General features: G+C 63.4%; 20 protein-coding genes. 7 read left to right on the forward strand and 13 right to left on the reverse strand.

Going from position 1 to position 19,176, the window contains the following annotated elements; genetic code table 11:
- Positions 1 to 363: 363 nt before the first annotated feature.
- Positions 364 to 1,254 carry a cyclase family protein gene (locus tag ACQY4T_RS15515; RefSeq protein WP_428532193.1) on the reverse strand — a complete coding sequence of 297 codons (891 nt, stop codon included), beginning with the start codon at positions 1,252 to 1,254 and terminating at the stop codon, positions 364 to 366.
- A gap of 210 nt (positions 1,255 to 1,464) precedes the next feature.
- Between ACQY4T_RS15515 and ACQY4T_RS15520 the strand changes: the two genes are divergently transcribed.
- From ACQY4T_RS15520 to ACQY4T_RS15535, 4 genes are all read left to right on the forward strand, one after another.
- Complete coding sequence (locus ACQY4T_RS15520; protein ID WP_428532196.1) at positions 1,465 to 2,676, forward strand: MFS transporter; 1,212 nt, start codon at positions 1,465 to 1,467, stop codon at positions 2,674 to 2,676.
- Between the two features lie 59 nt (positions 2,677 to 2,735).
- On the forward strand, positions 2,736 to 2,966 hold the full coding sequence (locus ACQY4T_RS15525; RefSeq protein ID WP_428532199.1) for a hypothetical protein: 231 nt from the start codon (positions 2,736 to 2,738) through the stop codon (positions 2,964 to 2,966).
- The gene (locus ACQY4T_RS15530) at positions 2,963 to 3,391 is read left to right on the forward strand and encodes a DUF29 domain-containing protein (protein WP_428532202.1); all 429 of its coding nucleotides are present in this window, start codon (positions 2,963 to 2,965) and stop codon (positions 3,389 to 3,391) included. The genes ACQY4T_RS15525 and ACQY4T_RS15530 overlap by 4 nt, the downstream gene beginning before the upstream one ends.
- A 165-nt stretch (positions 3,392 to 3,556) precedes the next feature.
- Positions 3,557 to 4,900, forward strand: a complete 1,344-nt coding sequence (locus tag ACQY4T_RS15535) for a class-II fumarase/aspartase family protein (RefSeq protein ID WP_428532205.1) — start codon at positions 3,557 to 3,559, stop codon at positions 4,898 to 4,900.
- Between the two features lie 163 nt (positions 4,901 to 5,063).
- Here ACQY4T_RS15535 and ACQY4T_RS15540 read toward each other — a convergent pair whose 3' ends face one another.
- Positions 5,064 to 5,483: a TIGR03668 family PPOX class F420-dependent oxidoreductase gene (locus tag ACQY4T_RS15540; protein ID WP_428532208.1), complete on the reverse strand. Its 420-nt coding sequence runs from the start codon at positions 5,481 to 5,483 to the stop codon at positions 5,064 to 5,066.
- 77 nt (positions 5,484 to 5,560) lie between these two features.
- Between ACQY4T_RS15540 and ACQY4T_RS15545 the strand changes: the two genes are divergently transcribed.
- Positions 5,561 to 6,151: a hypothetical protein gene (locus ACQY4T_RS15545; RefSeq protein ID WP_428532211.1), complete on the forward strand. Its 591-nt coding sequence runs from the start codon at positions 5,561 to 5,563 to the stop codon at positions 6,149 to 6,151.
- 40 nt (positions 6,152 to 6,191) lie between these two features.
- Here ACQY4T_RS15545 and mazG read toward each other — a convergent pair whose 3' ends face one another.
- A complete protein-coding gene (gene mazG, locus ACQY4T_RS15550; RefSeq protein ID WP_428532214.1) occupies positions 6,192 to 6,998 on the reverse strand; it encodes a nucleoside triphosphate pyrophosphohydrolase in 807 nt (268 codons plus the stop codon).
- A gap of 224 nt (positions 6,999 to 7,222) precedes the next feature.
- Between mazG and greB the strand changes: the two genes are divergently transcribed.
- Complete coding sequence (gene greB / locus ACQY4T_RS15555) at positions 7,223 to 7,747, forward strand: transcription elongation factor GreB (protein WP_428532217.1); 525 nt, start codon at positions 7,223 to 7,225, stop codon at positions 7,745 to 7,747.
- Here the strand turns inward: greB and ACQY4T_RS15560 are convergent.
- Together ACQY4T_RS15560 and ACQY4T_RS15565 are read right to left on the reverse strand one after the other, a co-directional pair.
- Positions 7,744 to 8,664, reverse strand: coding sequence for a dihydrodipicolinate synthase family protein (locus ACQY4T_RS15560; protein WP_428532220.1), 921 nt, complete (start codon positions 8,662 to 8,664; stop codon positions 7,744 to 7,746). The genes greB and ACQY4T_RS15560 overlap by 4 nt on opposite strands.
- Positions 8,664 to 9,158 carry a YcgN family cysteine cluster protein gene (locus tag ACQY4T_RS15565; RefSeq protein ID WP_428532223.1) on the reverse strand — a complete coding sequence of 165 codons (495 nt, stop codon included), beginning with the start codon at positions 9,156 to 9,158 and terminating at the stop codon, positions 8,664 to 8,666. Before ACQY4T_RS15565 ends, ACQY4T_RS15560 begins: the two co-directional genes overlap by 1 nt.
- 157 nt (positions 9,159 to 9,315) lie before the next feature.
- Between ACQY4T_RS15565 and ACQY4T_RS15570 the strand changes: the two genes are divergently transcribed.
- Positions 9,316 to 9,948, forward strand: a complete 633-nt coding sequence (locus ACQY4T_RS15570; RefSeq protein WP_428532226.1) for a LysE family translocator — start codon at positions 9,316 to 9,318, stop codon at positions 9,946 to 9,948.
- A gap of 97 nt (positions 9,949 to 10,045) precedes the next feature.
- Here the strand turns inward: ACQY4T_RS15570 and ACQY4T_RS15575 are convergent, their stop codons facing one another.
- From ACQY4T_RS15575 to ACQY4T_RS15610, 8 genes are all read right to left on the reverse strand, one after another.
- The gene (locus ACQY4T_RS15575) at positions 10,046 to 10,894 is read right to left on the reverse strand and encodes a Crp/Fnr family transcriptional regulator (RefSeq protein ID WP_428532229.1); all 849 of its coding nucleotides are present in this window, start codon (positions 10,892 to 10,894) and stop codon (positions 10,046 to 10,048) included.
- 692 nt (positions 10,895 to 11,586) lie between these two features.
- Positions 11,587 to 12,525: an acetamidase/formamidase family protein gene (locus ACQY4T_RS15580; protein WP_428532232.1), complete on the reverse strand. Its 939-nt coding sequence runs from the start codon at positions 12,523 to 12,525 to the stop codon at positions 11,587 to 11,589.
- 162 nt (positions 12,526 to 12,687) lie between these two features.
- Complete coding sequence (locus ACQY4T_RS15585; protein WP_428532235.1) at positions 12,688 to 13,383, reverse strand: ABC transporter ATP-binding protein; 696 nt, start codon at positions 13,381 to 13,383, stop codon at positions 12,688 to 12,690.
- Between the two features lie 25 nt (positions 13,384 to 13,408).
- The gene (locus ACQY4T_RS15590) at positions 13,409 to 14,131 is read right to left on the reverse strand and encodes an ATP-binding cassette domain-containing protein (protein ID WP_428532238.1); all 723 of its coding nucleotides are present in this window, start codon (positions 14,129 to 14,131) and stop codon (positions 13,409 to 13,411) included.
- Between the two features lies 1 nt (position 14,132).
- On the reverse strand, positions 14,133 to 15,197 hold the full coding sequence (locus ACQY4T_RS15595; protein ID WP_428532241.1) for an ABC transporter permease subunit: 1,065 nt from the start codon (positions 15,195 to 15,197) through the stop codon (positions 14,133 to 14,135).
- A gap of 10 nt (positions 15,198 to 15,207) precedes the next feature.
- Positions 15,208 to 16,077 (reverse strand): ABC transporter permease subunit, encoded by an 870-nt coding sequence (locus ACQY4T_RS15600; protein WP_428532244.1) that lies wholly within the window; start codon positions 16,075 to 16,077, stop codon positions 15,208 to 15,210.
- 16 nt (positions 16,078 to 16,093) lie between these two features.
- Entirely contained in the window at positions 16,094 to 17,329 is a 1,236-nt protein-coding gene (locus ACQY4T_RS15605; RefSeq protein WP_428532247.1) for an urea ABC transporter substrate-binding protein, read from the reverse strand.
- A 37-nt stretch (positions 17,330 to 17,366) separates the two neighbouring features.
- Complete coding sequence (locus ACQY4T_RS15610) at positions 17,367 to 18,773, reverse strand: amidase (protein WP_428532250.1); 1,407 nt, start codon at positions 18,771 to 18,773, stop codon at positions 17,367 to 17,369.
- Between the last annotated feature and the right edge of the window lie 403 nt (positions 18,774 to 19,176).

Below are 19,176 nucleotides of genomic sequence, written 5' to 3' on the forward strand. Positions count from 1 at the left end.
ACCGCGTCGCGGGGGCCTCCGACGCGACGTGCAGAAAGCCGCCTACGTTGGAAGCTTGAACCCTTTGCGCATGGTTCCTGCATCCGGAAGCTTGAACCCTTGGCGCATTGGTTTCGGGAACAGACGGCGCGCATTTTGCCTGTCGTTGGCGCGAAGCGGACGCGGTGCCTTCGCCCTGAACTTGGGGACAAAGCAAATACATACCTCTCCCGGTTGGTCAGCAACATGCCCGAGCGTGCAAGGCACAAGTAGTACCCGTGAAGCGCACGGCCCGTCGCCTCGATCGATCCGTGTGTGCCATGGCTCTCGAACAGGATCGGCCGCACCGATCATCGGACACGATGACAGGTTAAAAGCCAGTGCTTATACAATCACCACCGGTCGCACCGGAGCGCCCGTCGCGCCGCGGATCTTGGTCGCCAGCAGGATGAAGCAGGCGGCGTGGATGTGCGCCGCCGCCAGTTCCTCCAGCGCCAGGTTCTCGATCAGATACACCCCGCATTCCGCCAGGGCGAACTGGTGCACCGGCATCAGCAACGTCTTGTCAGGGTTCGGCAGCACCTCGACCGCCATGTTGTCGGCACCGATCGCCACGATGCCCTGGTCGATCAGCCATTTCGCCGCCGCTACGTCCACGCCGGGTTCACCCTCCAGGTATCGAGCGTTGTCGATGCCGAAATATCGCCCCCAGCCGGTGCGGATCAGTGCGATATCGCCGGGCTCGACCGCAAATCCGCCGTTGTCGGCCGCCCGCTTCAAGTCATCGGGCGACACCGTTTCCCCCGGGCCCAAGTGCGACGCGCCGCCGACGTCGAAAAGCACCGCTCGTGTGATCATCGGCGGCGCATGTTCGATGCCCAGGCGGTCCAGTCCCCAATCGGTCACCACCTCGGCCGCCTGGTTGCCGTTGTACAGCATCTCTCCGTTGGAAAAATGCCCAAGCGCATCGATATGGGTGCCGACATGGGCGGTCATCTCGATGCGTTCCAGATTGGTCCCGGCGTCGTTGGTCGCACCCATCCGGCGGCGGCGCTTGATGGTGTCGCGCCAGGACCCGAAGATCGACATCAGGAACGGTGTCTGGTTCGGCGCCATGAATGGCGCGCCCATGTAGATCTCGTGGCTTAGGTCTAAAACCCGGCCCTGTCGTACCGAGGCCAACGCCGCCAGCCGCTTTTCGACGGTCAGCAGGTTGCCGGCGCCGATCTGGTCGGTCGGTCCCCACCGCGAGTGGCTGTGTATCAGGTTCGGCATAACGCTGCTCCGTTTCCGTGCTGGCGACAGCGTGCCATCGCCTCGCCGGGTCGGGCAACCAGGTCCCAACCACCCGGCCAGCAGCGCCACCAGTGGCGCAACCCAGGCGACATCGACAGCACCGCGCGCAATCGACGGAAAACGCCGTCACCCGTCCGCCGTGCCCGCGCAGGGCTGGGCAACCGGCGCGGCGCCGGACATGGTTGCCCGATGTCCGATCTGAAACCGCCCTCCAACGCCCGTCTCTGGCTGTTGCTCGCCGCCGCCTTCGGCACTTTTTCCATCGGCGCCGGCTTCATGCACGCCTACACCGTCTTCCTGGTGACCTTCATCGATGCCTTCGGATGGTCCAGGGCCCAGGTCTCGCTCGCCTACGCGGTGTCGCAGATCGTCAATGGGATCAGCTCACCGCTGGTCGGATGGCTGGTCGACCGTCTGGGACCGCGGCGGCTGATCCTGATCGGCGGCTCGTTGCTGACCGCGGGCCTGCTGGCCAATTCCTGGGCCACCCAGCTCTGGCACATCGTCGTGCTGTATGGCGTGGTGATGACATTGGGCGCCAACTGCCTCGGCCTGGTGGTGTTCGTGCCGCTACTGTCGCGGTATTTCGTGCGCAACCGAGGCATGGCGGTGTCCGTCGTTCAGTCGGCCAACGGTTTTGCCCGGGCGTTCTCGGCGCCGGCAGCGACGCTGATGATCTCCGGCCTCGGCTGGCGCGGAGCCTATCTGTGGCAGGGCCTGTTCATGGGCGTGCTGGTGCTGCCACTGGCCTCGCTGTTCCGTGGAGTAGGGCAGGGCGGCCGTCGCCAAAGCGCCACCGACGCCGAGGGCTGGACCGTCCGCCAGGCGGTGCGGACGCCGCACTTCTGGCTGCTGTTCTCGGTCTATCTTTTCACCGGCCTGGGCAGCTTCCTGGTCGCGCTGCACCAACTGGCGTTCGCGGTGAATATCGGGTTCAACCAGCTCTACGCCGCCGGAGTGCTAGGCATGGGCGCGTTCCTGTCGCTGCCGGGCGTGATCGTCACCGGCACGCTGTCCGACTATGTCGGGCGCGAGGTATCGGCAGTGGTCACCTACGGTACATCTATCCTCGGGGTGATCTTCGGGCTGCTGATCACCTCGCCCGATCAGCATTTGCTGCTGTGGCTGCACGCCTGCTTCTTCGGGCTGACCTGGGGCGCGCGAGGTCCGGCGATCACCGCCAAGACCGCCGATTTGTTTCCCGGCCCCAACCTGGGCGCCATCCTTGGGGTAATCACCATCGGCACCGGCCTTGGCGCGGCCGGAGGGTCCTGGCTGGCCGGTTTCGTGTTCGACACTACCGGCAGCTATCGGGTCGCCTTCAGCCTGTCGATCGTATTTTACGTCGCCGGCGGGATCGCCTTCTGGGCGCTGCGCCGGCCGCCGGCAATCCAGGCGTAGTGGACAACCGGCGCGCCGGACAGGCATCCTTCGTTTGCTTGCCGACAGCGAGGCCCGCCATGTCCGATGTGCTGCTTCCGCTGACGCTGGATTTCCTCGCCTGGCTCGCGGCGCGACCGCGCGACTATGCCGTTGTGATGGAGGCCTGGCGCACATCCTGTCCCCGGCTGACGGTGTGGGAGGACGCGATCGACGCCGGCCTGGTCACCCGGAGCGCCGACCGACCGACCCGGATCGAACTGACACCGCGCGGAACCGCGCTGCTGGCTGCAAACCGGGGCAACCGATGACCGACTATGACACCGACATATTGGTCTGGTCCGAACGCCAGGCCGACCTGCTCCGAAAGGTTGCCGCCGGCGAGCGGATCAACGACCAGGTGGATTGGGAAAACGTCATCGAGGAGATCGAGAGCGTCGGCGACGAGCAACGCCACGCCGTCGAGTCGCTCCTGCTGCGCGCATTGCTCGATATGCTGAAAGCCGACGCTTGGCCGCTGTCGCGTGACGCGCCGCACTGGCAGTCCGAAGCCCGCGTGTTTCGCGCCCAGGCGGCAAATCGCTTTACCCCCTCGATGCGGCAACGCCTTGATCTGGACCGGATCTACCGCCAGACGCTGCGGGCGCTGCCCGAGACGATCGACGGGCAACCTCCCTTGCCGGTGCCGGAGGTGTGCCCGGTGACGCTCGACGAACTGCTGGACGACGGGTCGTGACTTGACTGCAACGGCGCGACCCGGTCAAGCAAATCACCCCGCTGCCGCTGATCCATGGCCTGACTGCCTCCAACGTTGCCGCAAAGAGCGGCGACGGAAGCCACCCAGTTGCATCCTGTGACGCCGTCTGGCTAAACCGCCGCCGCGTCACCAGGAGCAGCCGTCATGCCCGTCAACCCCGCCGACAGCCCCATCCTGGGCACACTCTACGGCAGCGACGCGATGCGCGCGGTGTTCGACGAGTCGCGCTATTTCCAGCGCATGCTCGACGTCGAGGCCGCACTCGCCCGGGTCCAGGGCCGTCTCGGCATCATCCCCAATAGCGCGGCCCAGGCGATCATCGCCGCTGCCCGCATCGAAAACCTCCGCACCGAGGACCTCGCCGCCAGCGCCCGCAACGTCGGCTATCCGGTCGTCGGCCTGGTCGCCGGCCTGTCCAAGGCAGCCGGGGAGGCCGGCGGCTGGACCCATTGGGGTGCCACCACACAGGACATCATGGACACCGCCACCGTGCTTCAGGTTCGCGATGGCCTTGACCTGATCGAGGCCGAGTTGGCCGCCATCCTGGCCGCGCTGACCGCCCAGGCCGACAAGCACCGAAACACCGTGATGGCCGGACGCACCCATCTGCAACAGGCGCTGCCGGTCACCTTCGGCCTGAAATGCGCGGTCTGGGCGATGCCCTTCCTGACCCATCTGGATCGGCTGCGACAACTGAGGGTTCGTGTCCAACAGGTCGAATTCGCCGGCGCCGCCGGTACCCTGGCCTCGCTCGGTGACCAGGGCATCGCAGTGATGCAAGCGCTGGCCACGGAACTTGGTCTGACGCCGCCGCTCGCACCCTGGCACGTCTGTCGCGATGCGCTGGCGGAAACGGTCAGCTTCCTGGGGCTCATCACCGGGTCATTGGCAAAGATCGCCACCGACATCATCCTGCTGGCGCAGACCGAGGTGGGCGAGGTCGCCGAACCCTATGACGCCGGACGCGGCCAGTCCTCCACCATGCCGCAGAAGCGCAATCCGATCGCTTCGGAATACATCCTCGCCGCCGCCCGCATGGTCCAGGCCCTGGTCCCGGTCATGCAGGGCGCCATGGCGCAGGACCACGAACGCGCCACCGGCCCCTGGCAGGCCGAGGCGCTGGCGCTGCCGCAAGCCTTCGTCCTCACCCACGGCGCGCTGCTGCACACCCGCGCGATCGCGGAGGGCATGGTGGTCGATGCGGCCAAGATGCGGGCCAACCTGGATCTGACCCACGGACTGATCGTGTCGGAGGCGGTGATGATGGGCCTCGCTCCGGTGCTCGGTCGCGGCGAGGCGCACCACATCGTCAAACGGGCCTGCGATATCGCCTTGACCGAGAAAGTATCGCTGGCCGACGCCCTGACGCGAGAACCATCGGTGTCGGCCCGCCTCGACCGCGCCGCGATCGAGAAACTGATCGATCCGGCCAAGTATCTGGGCAGCGCGCAGGGCTTCATTGACCGCGTCCTGGCCGCCGCCAGGTAGATCCCAACCCAGCGCCGAGCCCCAGCGCCGAGACGCAGCGCCGGGCGGCGTCCAAGCGGACCTAGAGCGCTTTCAGGGTGACCGTAAACGGTCACCGCGCTCTAGCTCTTTGTTTGAGCGAGCAACTTTATCAGCCTGACTTTCCTGTCAGGCTGATGTTGCTCTAGCCGAGCGCGCCCCATGACAGCACGCGGCGGATCCGGACCGCGATGACCGGAAGCGGGCCGAGCTCCATTTCGCGGTATTGTGGGTAGCGAGCGCGCAACTGCTGCTGTGCCTGGTCGTGCTCGTCCCCCGCGGTCAGGATCTCGGCCGCACCGCGCAGCATGATCCAGCCCAGCCGGGTCCAGTCCTCGTCCCAGACGTCCACCGTAACCGCCACCGCCGGGTTTTCCTCGATGTTGCGGATGCGCTTCAGCTTGATGTCGCCGCGCTTGGGTTTCTCATCGACGGTGATGTAAAGCGACAGCCCACTCAGGCAGAAACACACCGGCACCAGATGCGGCGCGCCGGAGTGATCCGCCGTCGCCAGATGCGCCACCCGAGCGCGGTCGATAAACTGCCGTTGCACATCGCTCAGCATGGCGCCACCATACTGAAGATGCCGCCGGACGGCGACCGGTATGAACGCTGATCCGCCGCGTTGAGGGAGGACACATCATGGCCGATGCCGCGATCAGCCCAACAAGCACGACTGCCAAACTGCCGCGCACGCCGCCGCAAATCCTCGGGCCGTTCTATCCGTTCATGCTGACGCCGACCGAGAGCGGTGACCTGACCGGCGGCGGCCAGGCCAAAGGCACCATTCTGTATCTTTCCGGACGCATCCTGGCGGACAATGGCCAGCCGGTTGCCGGCGCCAAGGTTGAGATCTGGCAGGCCAACGCCGCCGGGCGTTATCCGCACCCGAACGACGAAAATACCGAGGCTGCGCTGGACGACAATTTCAACGGCTTTGCCGTGACCAAAACCGACGGACAAGGGCGCTACGCATTTAAGACCGTGCGGCCGTCAGCCTATCCGGCGGCTCCGGGGCGGTGGCGCCCGGCGCACATCCATTTCTCGGTCACCGCGAAGTACGAGCAACTCGTCACCCAGATGTATTTTGAGGGTGACCGCTATAACGAGACCGATAGCTGGCTGAACAGCGCCAGCCGCAAGGACCTGTTGATCACCGACCCTGCACCGGTGATCGGCAAGGAGCCGGGGGCGCAGCAGGTGACGTTCGACATCGTATTGACCCGGGGATAGCGGCGACGATCATGGTTGATCGGAAACTGGAGCGGTGATGTCACCGCCGCTCCGCCGCTTTCACCCTTTGCCATCCGGCTTCCATTTCCGCCAGGGATAGCTCGGACAGAGTCTTCGCCTCCGCGTCAAAAATGCGCTCCATGGCATTGAACCTGCGACAGAATTTCTCGTTCGCCAGCCGTAGACAGGTCTCCGGTTGCAGACCCAGCTTGCGCGCCAGATTCGCCAGCACGAACAGGAGATCGCCCACTTCGTCGCCCAATCGAGTTGGATCAGCGTCTGAAAGTTCGTCGCGAAGCTCTTGGATTTCCTCGTCAAGTTTCGCCAGAACCTGATCCACGTCCGGCCAGTCGAAGCCAACCCTTGCGGCACGGCCGGTCAACTTCAGCGCTCGCGTCAAGGCGGGCAGGGCGGTCGGCACGCCGGCCAGCGCGCCGGATTGCCGCCGCGCCGCTCGTTCGGCCGATTTCTGCACCTCCCACGCCGCCGTCTGGTCGGAGGCATTCCGTGCGGCGGCATCACCAAACACATGAGGATGGCGCCGTATCATTTTGTCACTGATGGATTTCGCGATCTCGGCGAACCCGAACAGGCCAGCCTCCTCGGCGATCCGAGCGTGGTAGACGACCTGGAAAAGCAGGTCTCCCAGCTCGTCCGGCAGCGCGGAAAAATCCCGCTGCGCAATGGCATCCGCGACTTCATAAGCTTCTTCAATGGTGTATCGGGCAATGGTCTCGAAGCTCTGCGTCCTGTCCCACGGGCAGCCCGTCGCCGGATCGCGCAGCGCAGCCATGATCTCGAGCAGGCGGCGGAGTTCGGCTTCAGCCGAGACGGCGGGATCGGACATTGCACAGCTAGTCTAGAGCATGTTCGCGCCGGGCGGAACTTTCAAGGCACGTGACGCATGCGACAAACACCGAATTAGGCCATTTTTGGCATGCACCGTCATGCTGAAAATGGTGTTGTCCGGCTGGTCGCATGCAACGCCCGGTTTTCGCTCGAAGGGACTGGCTGGCTCTTGATCATCGCAAGGATTGATCGACAACCGGTTTGCCGGTTGATTGCCGCCGCATGGACGATGACCTTGACGACGCGCCGCTACCGCAACTGCCCGGCGGCAAATTCTACATGACGCCATTGGGTCGCCAGCGGCTGCAGGCGGAGTTGGCGGCAACCCGCGGCGAACGGCACCGCGTGGTGGAGATCGTCGCCTGGGCCGCTGGCAATGGCGACCGCAGCGAGAACGCCGACTACAAAGAGGGCAAGCGCCGGCTGCGCGAGATCGACCGCCGGCTGCGTTTCCTGACCAACCGCATCGCCCATGCCGAGGTCTTCGATCCGGCCCAGCAGACCCAGCGCGACCGGGTGTTCTTCGGCGCCACGGTGACCTACGCCAACCAGCGTGACGAAGAACTCACCGTCACCATCGTTGGCGTCGACGAGGCCGACATGGCGGCAGGGAAAATCAGCATCGGCTCACCGGTTGCACTTGCCCTGCTGGGCGCGCGTCGCGGCGACGAGATTTCCGTGCGCACCCCGCGCGGGCCCGAGGCGCTGGAAGTCGTCGACATCACTTACCCGCCGCCACCCTCCTAAGCCGCCTTCGCCAACCGGATCCCGCTGGCGTCGAACGCGCTGAGCAGCGCCGCCCTCTGCGCCTCGGTCAGCGCAAGGTGCGGCGGACGAATGTTCAGCCACCGCGTATCGCCGGTGTTCCGCGCCACCAGCGTCTTCAGCGCCGGGATCAGCGGCACCGAGGTCACCGCCTTGCGCGTCGCCGACAAAATCTCCTGCGCCGCAACTGCCTTGGCGTTGTTCCAGTTCGCATAGACCTCGGCGCCCAGCGCGCAATTCACGTTCGACGCCGCGGTGATCGACCCCGCGCTGCCCTTCCGCAGCAACGACAGCAACAACGAATCATCGCCGGCATAGATCTCGAACCCGGCGCCGGCGAAAGCCTCGACGTAGGCCAAGCTGTTGGCATAGTCGCCTGAACTATCTTTGATGCCCTTGATCTTGCCGGGGTTGGCCCGCAGCAACCGAGCGATGAAATCGACCGAGAACGGGATCGCCGACTGCTGCGGAAAATTGTACAGATACAACTTGATGTCGCCGCCGACGCGCTGGATCACCTCGTGGAAGTAAGCCAGCAGCCCGTCATCGGATGGGTTCTTGTAGTAGAATGGCGGCAGCAGCAGCGCGCCCCGGCAGCCTAATTCGCCGGCCTTGCGGGTCAGCAGCACGGTGTCGGTCATCGCGGTCGTGCCGGTCCCCGGCAGCATCTTCGCCGCCGGAATCCCGCGTTCGGCCAACCCCTCCAGCACCGCGATCCGTTCGCTGACGCCAAGGCTGTTCGCCTCCCCGGTGGTGCCCAGCACCGCCAGCCCGTTGCAGCCATTGGCGAGCAGCCAGCGACAATGCGCAGCCATCCGATCGAGGTCGATCGACAGGTCGGCGTTCATCGCCGTCACCACCGCGGCATTGATCCCGCCATACAGGGCGTCCTTCAGCATCACGCCGTCTCCTTCAGATCCTCGGGCCGTTCGTCATCCTTCGGCCGGCTGGCCCGGGGTGGCTTGCCCGGCCATTGCACGACATGGTCCTCCAGCGCGCCGGCGCGTCGTTCACTCACCGCCCGACCGCGCACCGAGACGCCGGCTCGATGCACCGTATCGGGGTCTCCCGATACCAGCGGATGCCACCAGGCCAGGCCCTTGCCGTCGCGCACTCGGCGATAGGCGCAGGATGGCGGCAACCAGTCGATCGCCTGGAGTGCTGCCGGGGTGAGGCCGACGCAATCGGGGACCCGACGCTGCCGACGCGGATAGTCGCTGCAACGGCAGGATTGCAGATCCAGCAACCGGCAGGCGACGTTGGTGAACGACAGCTCGTTGGTCTCCTCATGCCGCAACTTGTGCAGGCAGCAGCGGCCGCAGCCGTCGCACAGCGCTTCCCATTCGTCCCCGGTCATCTGCTCCAGCGACTTGGTCTTCCAGAACGGCTCCATGACCGCGGACCCTACAGCCGGCGCCCCCGGCAGGGCAAGGAAGCGTCTTGTTGGGCATCGGAATCGCCGGCGGCGGTATCTCGTGTGTGCGGTGGAATACTGCCATCATGGCAGGCTCGATCATCTGGCCGATCGGCCAAAAATTAGGAGCAGCCCGGTGCCGGCTTTATCCAATCTGACCGGATTCGCACTGTTGACCCTAGGGCTGGCGCTGACGCCCGGCCCCAACATGATGTATCTGGTGTCACGCTCGATCTCCCAAGGGCGCGTGGCCGGCCTGATATCGCTATGCGGGGTCGCGGTCGGTTTCCTGTGCTACATGTGTAGTGCGGCCTTCGGCATCACCGCGCTGCTGCTGGCGGTGCCCTATGCCTATGACGCACTGCGGTTCGCCGGCGCGATGTATCTGCTGTACCTTGCTTGGCAAGCGGTCAGGCCCGGCGGCCGGTCGCCGTTCCAGGTGCGCGTGCTGCCGGCCGACAGCGGGGCGCGGTTGTTTGTCATGGGCCTGTTGACAAACCTGCTGAACCCCAAGATCGCCGTGCTGTATCTGTCGTTGCTGCCGCAATTCATCGATCCGGGTCAGGGCGGCGTGCTGGCGCAATCGTTGCTGCTGGGTGCGACACAGGTGGCGATCAGCATCAGCATCAACGCGGTCATCGCGATGACCGCGGGAAGCATCGCGCTGTTTTTAGCGAAGCGACCATGGTGGCTGGTGGCGCAACGCTGGCTAATGGGCACCGTTCTCGCCGGCATGGCGCTGCGGATGGCGGCTGACTCGCGCAGGTGAAGGGGGGGCCTTATGGCGGCATCTGCGCCAATCTCGATGGCCCGCTTGCAAGCATCTTGGGCGCCGCGCTGTGAGCATCCCGGGCGGCAGGCCGGCGTCAAGCCGGATCGGCGTCGTTATCCTGATCGTCCCCCGATATGGCCGAGAGTGCGGCGATGTCAAACGAAGCCACGGTTCCGCCGGACAGGCTGATCCAGCCGGCGTCGCGCCAGGCGCCCAGATGCTTGTTGACGAGTTCCCGGCTCACACCGGCCATCAGGCCCAATTCACCTTGCGACAGGTGCAGCCCAAGCCGGTCCGGGGGGTGCCGGTCCGATGGCGCCAGTCTGGCCAGCAAAAGCACAGTCTTGGCCAGCCGCGCCGGCGCGGTCCGTGCTCGGCTGTCGATCAATTGCTCCGTCATACGCTGCATTTTTTTATTGGCCAGGCGAAGCAGCGCGAGCAAGCCCTCGGGCATCCGATCGAACGTCTGGCGGAATTGCCTGGCATCGATGATCAGCAGCCGCGCGGGCCCGAGAGCGGTGGCATCGGCGCCGCGGGTGCGGGCGTGAAGCGCCGATATCTCGCCGATGCAAACACCCGGGCCGACGATGTCGAGGAACAACTCGCCGCCATCGGCGAGCGGCACCGAGAGTTTGACGAAGCCTTCCAACACCAGGGCGACGCTGCTGGCCGGGTCGCCCTGGCGGAAGATCAACTCTTGGCGTTTCAGCGGCCGAAGTCTTGACCAGCGAAGCAAGGTGCGATGCGCGTGCCGCGGCAAGGTGCCGAGCGCGGGGTGGGCGGCGATCAGCCGGCACACCGCAGGATCAGCGTCCACTGCGGCTTCGGTGGCGCTGGCGATCGGTTGGGCATAGGCGGCGGCTGAGTAGATCACCGCCGGATCGATGTCGCCCGCGACATGACGACCACGACGCCCCATCTGGGATTGATTTGGCATCGGCATCGGGAGTCCCCTCATGTAATTTCGTATCGAACCGGGGGTTTGCCGGCAGCGCGTCGGGCCGGCGACTAAAGCGTCGTCAAAACCGTGGCTTGGGTTTTGAACGTCATGTACCTAGTTCTGATATTCGACGGCGAGTATATGTTGTCGGCTATGCTTGCGCTAATCGGGACATATTCCATTGCAAGTTCATTCGTTACTTACCCATGGATGATATCCCAGACAGATTTCCGATCACAGTGATCATGGGGTTTACCGGCTGCGACGCTAGCCCAGCGTGATTTATATCGTTCGCGCAAGAACGGCGACCGGGCGCCGTCCGCGGAGATCATGGAGTTCGCCTGATCCATTCGACACGCAGGGGCCGGCGAGGGATGCCGAGCGGGGTTTCTGACTGGGGACTAATCGGCGGATCGGTCCGCCGGTCGGGGTCGCTTGCTGGCACGCCAGCGGCGGTCTGTGCTCACCATCACCACGGAAGCGTAATTACTTACGCGGACAACCCACCAAGGCGGCCAATCTCAATCACAGGCTTCGCCAAGTGGACAGCAAGCCGCTGTTGATGCAATCCGCGCGCGCAACATCCGTCGACGAGACACGGGGGGCAAAGTCTGCACAGCGCGCGAAATGAGGCTCAACATGCCGGCACCATCAGCTCAAATGCTACCGGTTAACTTGGCATGCCCTGGCTTCGCCTACAGATGATGCTTCGCAAGCATCATGTGCACGCCTTTGTTACCGTCCACCGTCTGCGTCACACGAAGGTCGCCCACAAGTGAGCACAGCATGTAGGCTTGATTGCGCGATAAATTAGTGCGCATGCAGACATGCTTCACCATCTCACGAACTGCCTGCTTGGCAGCATCGTCGAGGTCCTCGTCGAGACCGATGGAAATGAGATAGGTCGAGTTCTCTGCAAACGGGGTTGTTATCTTCAGATCCTTGCGCACGGTAAGGCGAAATGTGCCTTCGAGACCGGTCTCCAGTGCGGTAATACATACCTCGCCATCGCCCTGCACACCGTGGCCGTCGCCCGCCATGAACAGGGCGCCCTCGTTGAACACCGGGAGGTAGAGAGTTGTACCAGGCTTCAGCTCTTTGTTGTCCATGTTGCCGCCGAAGGCGCGCGGCACCGGCGAGCCGCAGCGGCCCCATGCGCGCGGGGGCGCGACGCCGATGATACCAAAGAAGGGATCAAGCGAGATTTCCGTGCCCCAGGGCAGCATCATCGTGCCACGGACGCGGTCAATTGTGGGATGGATAGTTTCATACTCGGTAAACTCGTCCGGCAGCGTCCCGAGCAGCGGCATGATAGCGACGAATCCCCAATCCATCGTTGGCTTCGCTTCCAAGATGTCGACCTGCAACGTGTCGCCGATCTCGGCTCCGCGAACGTAGACGGGGCCGGTGATGAAGTGTGGACCCGGTCCGGCAGGGAGTGCCGCAAGTGCAGCGCGATACTCCGGCGGCACGCGTGCGGCGTCGGGTGGCAGGCATTCCTTGCCGCCGGCCGGAAAGGAGACGAGTGAAACGGTGTCACCCGAGGCGACCTCAAGCACAGGCGGCGTAGTCGCATCGAGATAGCCGAGAACCATGTTCTCTGGTGTCGCGGGAATATCGTGATGCTGTGCCATGCTGGTTGCTCCAGGTTCTAGGTCAAAGTCGAAGGGTGCGGCTTTCATCTATTCGGGATCGTCTTCGCCGCTGCCAAGGCGTCCGCCGGACGTTCGTCGCAGCATCACCCGAGAAATCCCTTGGTCGGTCGATCCAACATCCACAGCGTTCTCTGCGATGGCTCACAGGAGCAGGTGTTGTCGGACGCGCTCCGACGTCACCTGCTCCTGCGGGATGGTGGCGACCACGCGGCCCTTCTCCATCACACAACAGCGGTCCGCCAATGTCAGAATCGTCTCGAGGTTCTGCTCAACGAACACGATCGTCGTGCCGAGCTCATCGCGAATGCTGCGCAATACGCGCACGATCGTTTGCACCACGCTGGGCTGCACGCCTTCCGAAGGCTCGTCCAGCAGGAGCAGATCCGGGCCGCCGATCAGCGCGCGTCCGATCGTAAGCTGCTGTTGCTGACCTCCTGACAGGGTGCCGGCGAGCTGCCGCCTCCGCTCCTTGAGCACTGGAAAATATTGGTAGACGAGGTCCGCTCGGCGCTGACGCCGGTTGGCTCCGATGAGCTCGCCAACAACCAGATTCTCTTCTACCGTCATGCGTGGAAATACCTCGCGGCCCTGGGGAATGTAGCCAATGCCACGCCGCGCGCGGTCGTCGGCGGCGAGCCTTGTCACGTCCTCGCCCGCATAGCGGATGCTGCCGGAAGTTGCGCGCAGCAGCCCGATGAGACAGCGCATCGTCGTGCTCTTGCCAACGCCATTGCGACCGATCAGTGCGACAATCTCGCCTCGCATGACGCCCAACTGCACCCCGTGCAGGACCGGGGAACCGCCGTAGCCGGCGCATAGACCGGCAACCTCGAGCATGGCTCTGCCGTCGGATGAAGATGCATCAGACACTTTGCGGAGTGCCAAGATAGATCTCCGCCACGCGCGGATCAGCGACGATCTCGGCGACACTGCCGCGCGCGAACACTTGGCCAAGATGCAGCACCGTAACCCGTGTCGCGATCTGCCGCACAAAGGCCATATCGTGCTCCACCGCGACTATAGTCATGCCCTCGGAAGCAAGGCGCAACACGAGCTCGCCGGTGCGGAACGTCTCCTCAGGCGAAAGCCCCGCAGTGGGCTCATCAAGCATCAGCAAGATCGGCTTCAGTGCCACTGCCATGCCGATTTCGAGCCACTGCTGCTGGCCATGGGACAGTTCGCCGGCGAGGCGGGTCGCATCCGCCGAGAGCCCAAGCAGGTTGAGCAGCCGTTCCTCCTCACGCGGGAGCTCCCCAAGCGAAACGTGATGCTGCATGGCGATATTCAGGTTCTGCCGCACCGGCAATGCCCGGAAAACGCTGGGCGCCTGCATCTTGATGCTCATGCCGCGTTGCACACGCGCAAACGGCGGGTCGTATGTCACATCATGGCCGCGGAAATGCACACTGCCTGCGGTGGGCGCATAGGTGCCTACCGCGAGCTTGAACAGGGTGCTTTTTCCCGCGCCGTTTGGGCCGATGAGGCAATGCACATCGCGCTCGGCGACGCTGAGTTCGACGTCGCGTACCGCCATAAACCCGCCGAACCGCCGGCTGACGGATTTGAATTGCAGAAGATCCTGCATCCTACGCCTCCCGCGGTGGCACGCGGCGGGTCTTCTGATGGCGATGCAGCGAAACGCGCGTAATCAGGCCGCCGAGCCCGACTACAAAGCCGCGCGGCACAAACATCACCGTCGCCATGAGGAGCGTTCCCATCAGCACGAGCGCCGCGTCCTGGCTGTAAACCGTTAGTGTCTGGAAGCCAAACAGCAAGAAGAACGTGCCGATTAGCGTCGCCGTTAGATCGCTGCGACCGGAGAAGGCGACCCAGATGATCGGCATTGCGGCGGCCGGCAGCCCGATACTGGAGGGCGTGATGAATTGGCCCCAGCTCGTGTAGAGGATGCCGCTGAGACCGGCGAGCGTGCTGCCGAGAACGAACACTCCGAGCTGGTAGCGCCGCACGTCGTAGCCCAGTAGCTCGGCGCGTTGCGCGTCCTCCCGAATCGCCACCAACACGTTGCCAAATCGCGAATTGGCAAGGATGCGCAGCAGCAAATAGGTAATAACGAGGCCGGCCAGGAGTACGTAGTAAAGTCGACTTTCCTCCAAGGTCACAGCTCCGCCCGGCCAGGGCACCGTCAGCGGATCCATGCCCTGCATGCCGTTGAAGCCGTTGAGCCGCGCTTCGCCAATCGCCCATTCCGGTCCGGCCGTCTGGCCAAGGAAATAAGCCAGCGCAAGAGTGACTGACAGCGTAACGATGCCGAAGAATACGCCGCTTATACGGCCATAGATCATAAAGTAACCGAGCAGTGCGGCGGCCACCGCCGCCAACAACAGCGCGCCGGCCAAGCCGGTCAATGTCCCGAACGGGCCGTTGCCGAGATCGGTCGCGATGACGCCGTAGCCGTAGCCAGCCAGGCCAAAGAAGAATGTCTGGCCGAACGAAAGCATGCCGCACAGGCCCCACATCATGCACAGGCCGAGCGCCATGAAGATCCAGACGAAAAAGTAGGCGAAGTTGCCGACGTCATAGGCATCTGCGAACAGGGGATAGGCGAGCGCCGCGACCAGCACGACGGCGGCGCTGCTCCAGAATAGTGGCCCGCGTCCAATCGCCTGCGGCCCTTCGAGCAGTTTCAGCACATCTCGCTCCCTAGGCCGAGCGCTTGGCGAGCCAACCGGTGAACCCGTCCGGAAGCACGCGGATAATCAGGATGACGGCGACCAGCAGCCCGATCTGGCCGATGATCTGGCCGTACCAGGCGTTGAGACCGGATCGGATGATGGCAAGAACCAACGCCGCGGGCGCAGTACCAAGCAGCACGCTGGATCCGCCGACCACAACCGTGACGAACGCCTCTACGATGAAACTCGCTCCCATCGTCGGGATCAGCGACATGGTCGGCGCGTAAAGTGCGCCGCATAGGCCGGCGAGCCCAGCCCCCACGCCGAAGCTCAGCGCATAGATACGGCTTCGTCGCACACCGAGCGCCTGCGCCATCGAAGCGTTCTGCATCACCGCGCGGGCGTGAACTCCGAAGCGGGTGCGCATGAACAAAAACCAGACGAAACCCAGCACGGCGAGTGCCGCCACAAACAGCACGACGCGGTAGGTGGAGAAGCTATAAACTCCCACATCAAACCCGCCCAACGGCGTGCCTACGCCAGGGAAGGTTGAGCCCACCAAGATAAGCGTGCCCTGGGTGATGACGAGGCTTAGCCCCCACGTCACCAGCAAGGAGTCGAGCGGCCTGGTGTAAAGTGGCCGGATCAGCGCGATTTCAAGCAGCATGCCAACGATGAACGCGACGAGTGTGCCGCAGGCTTGCGCAAGCGGCAGCGGTAATCCCGAATGATTAGCCGCCGCAGTGACATACACGCCGCACATTATGAACTCGCCGTGCGCCATGTTGATGACGCCCATCATGCCAAAAATGACGGCAAGGCCAGCCGCCGACAGCACGAGGAAGGAAAATACGTCTGCAAACTGATAAAGGCTGGCGAACAGGTTGCTCAACAACATAGCGTGTCGGCTCCGGCTACTTCTTTGGAAGGTTGTCCGGCGTATACTGTTCGTGCGGGTTGCTCTCGAGCAGATTGCAGCCGATCTGGGCTAACCAATAGGGCGCAATCTCTCCGAAATCCTTTTCCACATGCACTTTATTGTCACCGTCCACCGAGATGAGCCGCATGTGGTGTGAGCAGTGCTGGCTTTTAGGGTCGATGACAATCTGCCCCTCCGGCGCGGTGAATGCGGCCTTACCATCAGCCATTGCTTTGCGAATGTCCGGAAGCTTTGTCGACTTTGCCTTCTCAACCAGCATCTTGTACTGATGCACAGCGACCCAAGCATTGTAGCCCATGTCGTTGATGTAGACCTCGTTCGGGAACTTGGTCCGCCATTTCTTCACGAATGCCAAGGCTTCCGGTGTATCGAGCTCCTCAAACCAGTTAGCCGTGGCGTACATCCCTTTCATCACGCCCGGAGGGAACCTCTTGTGCTCAAAACCCAACATGATCTTGACCGGGCTGCCCATTGGCAGATGGACGCCCGCCGCGTTCTTTTGCTCGTAGAACGAGGACTGTGCGGCTCCGACGTCCAGCATGTATAACCAGTCGGGCTTGGCGCGCTGGATATTCTGGATGGTTTGTGCGAACTGCGACACGCCGAGCGGGATGAACTCCTCGCCAACAAACTCTACGCCCAGCGGCTTCATGACCGAATGCCCCCACTCGGAGGAGAGGTGGCCGAAGTTATAATCGGCGGCGATGGTGTAGACTTTCTTGCCAAACTTCTCGACCATCCACGGCAGCAGGGTCGAAAGCTGCTGCTCAGGAACTGCGCCGTTGCTCAGCATATGAGCGTCGCAGACGCCACCCTCGTATTGATTAGTGTATATATAGAAGGTCTGAGTGCGGTCGACGATCGGACGGATCGCTTCGCGTGACGCGGAGGTGATACCGCCAATCAGCACATCCACTTTGTCTCGCTGCAACAGCCTGCGAGCGAACTCCTGATAGCGCGCGTTGTCGCCTTGCGGGTCGAGGTGCGTCAGCTCTATGGGTCGGCCCATGATGCCACCGGCCGTATTCACCTCCTCGACCGCGAGCTGCGAACCGTGCAGTTTCGGCAGACCAATCGCGGCAAGATCTCCGGACACATCCTCCAGCAAGCCGATCTTTATCGGCTGCCCGGTCGCCGCGCGCCCTGCACTGGGCAGCGCGTCCAGAAGCGCGGTGGCGGCAGCTCCGATTAGCAGATTTCTCCGTCTCATTCTGTGCGACCTTCATTCAATGTTGGCGTGAGGGCTGCTAACAGCCGAGATCGGGATGTTCGGCGTGGAATCCGGTGGCGCTTTGGAACGCGTGGCCGGCGCGCAGGAGGGCTGATTCCGACAGATGCGGCCCGACGAGTTGGAAAGCGATCGGTGTGTGCGCATCTGTAAAGCCGCCCGGCAGCGTGATGGTCGGGCTTCCGGTCATGTCGAACGGGCAAGTATAGTTGAGCAGCGCTGCCATCAGCGCCGGGTCTTCGCCTGCCGTCATCATCGTCGTGACCGTCGGGGAAGCGAAACCTTGCGCTGGTGCCAGTAGCAAGTCGACACGGTTGAACAACGTGGCGATGCGTCCGCGAAAGTCATTCCGGCGTAGGACGATCGCTTGATAGTCCATGCCTGTAGTGCGGTGGCCGAGCTCGATCAACGCTGAAAGCGACGACCCATAGTCGCTCTTGCGCGCGGGCCAAGTTGCCCTGTGCGCAACTGCCACTTCGACCCCACAGAGCGGGAACCAATCTTGCACAATCTGCGAGGCGTCAGGAAATTTGACCGGAACGACCTTGGCGCCGAGCGACTGCAACGTGGCGAGCGCCGCCCCCAACACCGCCTGCGTCGCGGAATCCGTCGAGGATGCCATCCAGGCTTCGTCCACGCCGATCCGGGTGCCGTTGATGCCTCCGGAAAGCTCTGCCACATAGTCGGGCACGGGTGCTTGTAGCGCCGTCGGATCCTTTTCGTCGGCGCCTGCTATGGCTGCGAGCACTGCTGCTGCATCCTCCGCGTTGCGCGTCATCGGCCCAACGTGATCTAGCGTCGCCGCGAGCTCGAAGACGCCGTAGCGGCTGACCCGGCCCCAGGTGGGCTTGAGGCCGGTGAGGCCTTGGGCGGCACAGGGGAAGCGGATGGAACCGCCCGTGTCGGAGCCGAGCGAAGCGTAGCAAAGGCCTGCTGCCGTCGCGACGCCGGAGCCCGACGACGAAGCCCCCGACCAGCGATCCGCCGCCCAGGGGTTGACCGGAGGCGAGACCTCCGGATGGTGGTCAACATAAGCGCTCTCTGTAAGCTGCAGCTTGCCGAGGACAATTGCGCCGGCCGCCTCCAGTCGTGTCACTACGGTTGCAGTGTCAGCCGGCCTGTAGTCCTTGTAGATCGTCATTCCGGCGGCGGTGGGCGAGCCCATGATCCAGCAGAGGTCTTTTACCGCAATCGGCGCGCCGTGCAGCGGACCCTTGATCTCGCCCCTTGCGATCTCCGATTCGGCGTTCTTTGCCGCGAGGCGGGCAGCATCAGCCATCACCAGGGCGTAGCTCTTGAGCCCTGCGTCTAGACTGGCAATACGCGAAAGCATCGCCTCCGTCACCTCGACGGGCGAAAGCTCCTTGTTGTGCACCTTTCGTGTAAGTTCGACGAGGCCGAGATAGTAAATTTTGTCCAATGCCATGCTCGCCTTCTTTCAAGTGCATCGCGCGCCGCGCGGCAAACATCATTTCGCACAACATCAATGTTTGATGCTCATGCGTTTGGAGAACCACGCAAACGCAATGCCTAACGGCAAAGCGAACGCAAAAAATCGATGAGGGATGCAACGGAAAACGCAGTACTCACCCTTAGTAATTCCTTGTCCCCCAGCATGCGGATATGCATCTTTCGACAACCCTTGAGCAGCCGCAGCACTCTGTCAACACTGCAATGGCCGAAAATCGTGACGTTTAAATCTTCTTGTGAGTGCAGGGTTCATAGCTGCCCGAATCAATGCAGATTCTGCGTTGTCTATTAGCATCAAGCCTAGAAATTAGGAGCTGACCCGGACTGATGCCGTAACCTCTTCACGAATTCATAGGCGA

The organism is Rhodopila sp. (assembly GCF_965277825.1).
In the GTDB taxonomy this organism is placed as follows: Bacteria; Pseudomonadota; Alphaproteobacteria; order Acetobacterales; family Acetobacteraceae; genus Rhodopila.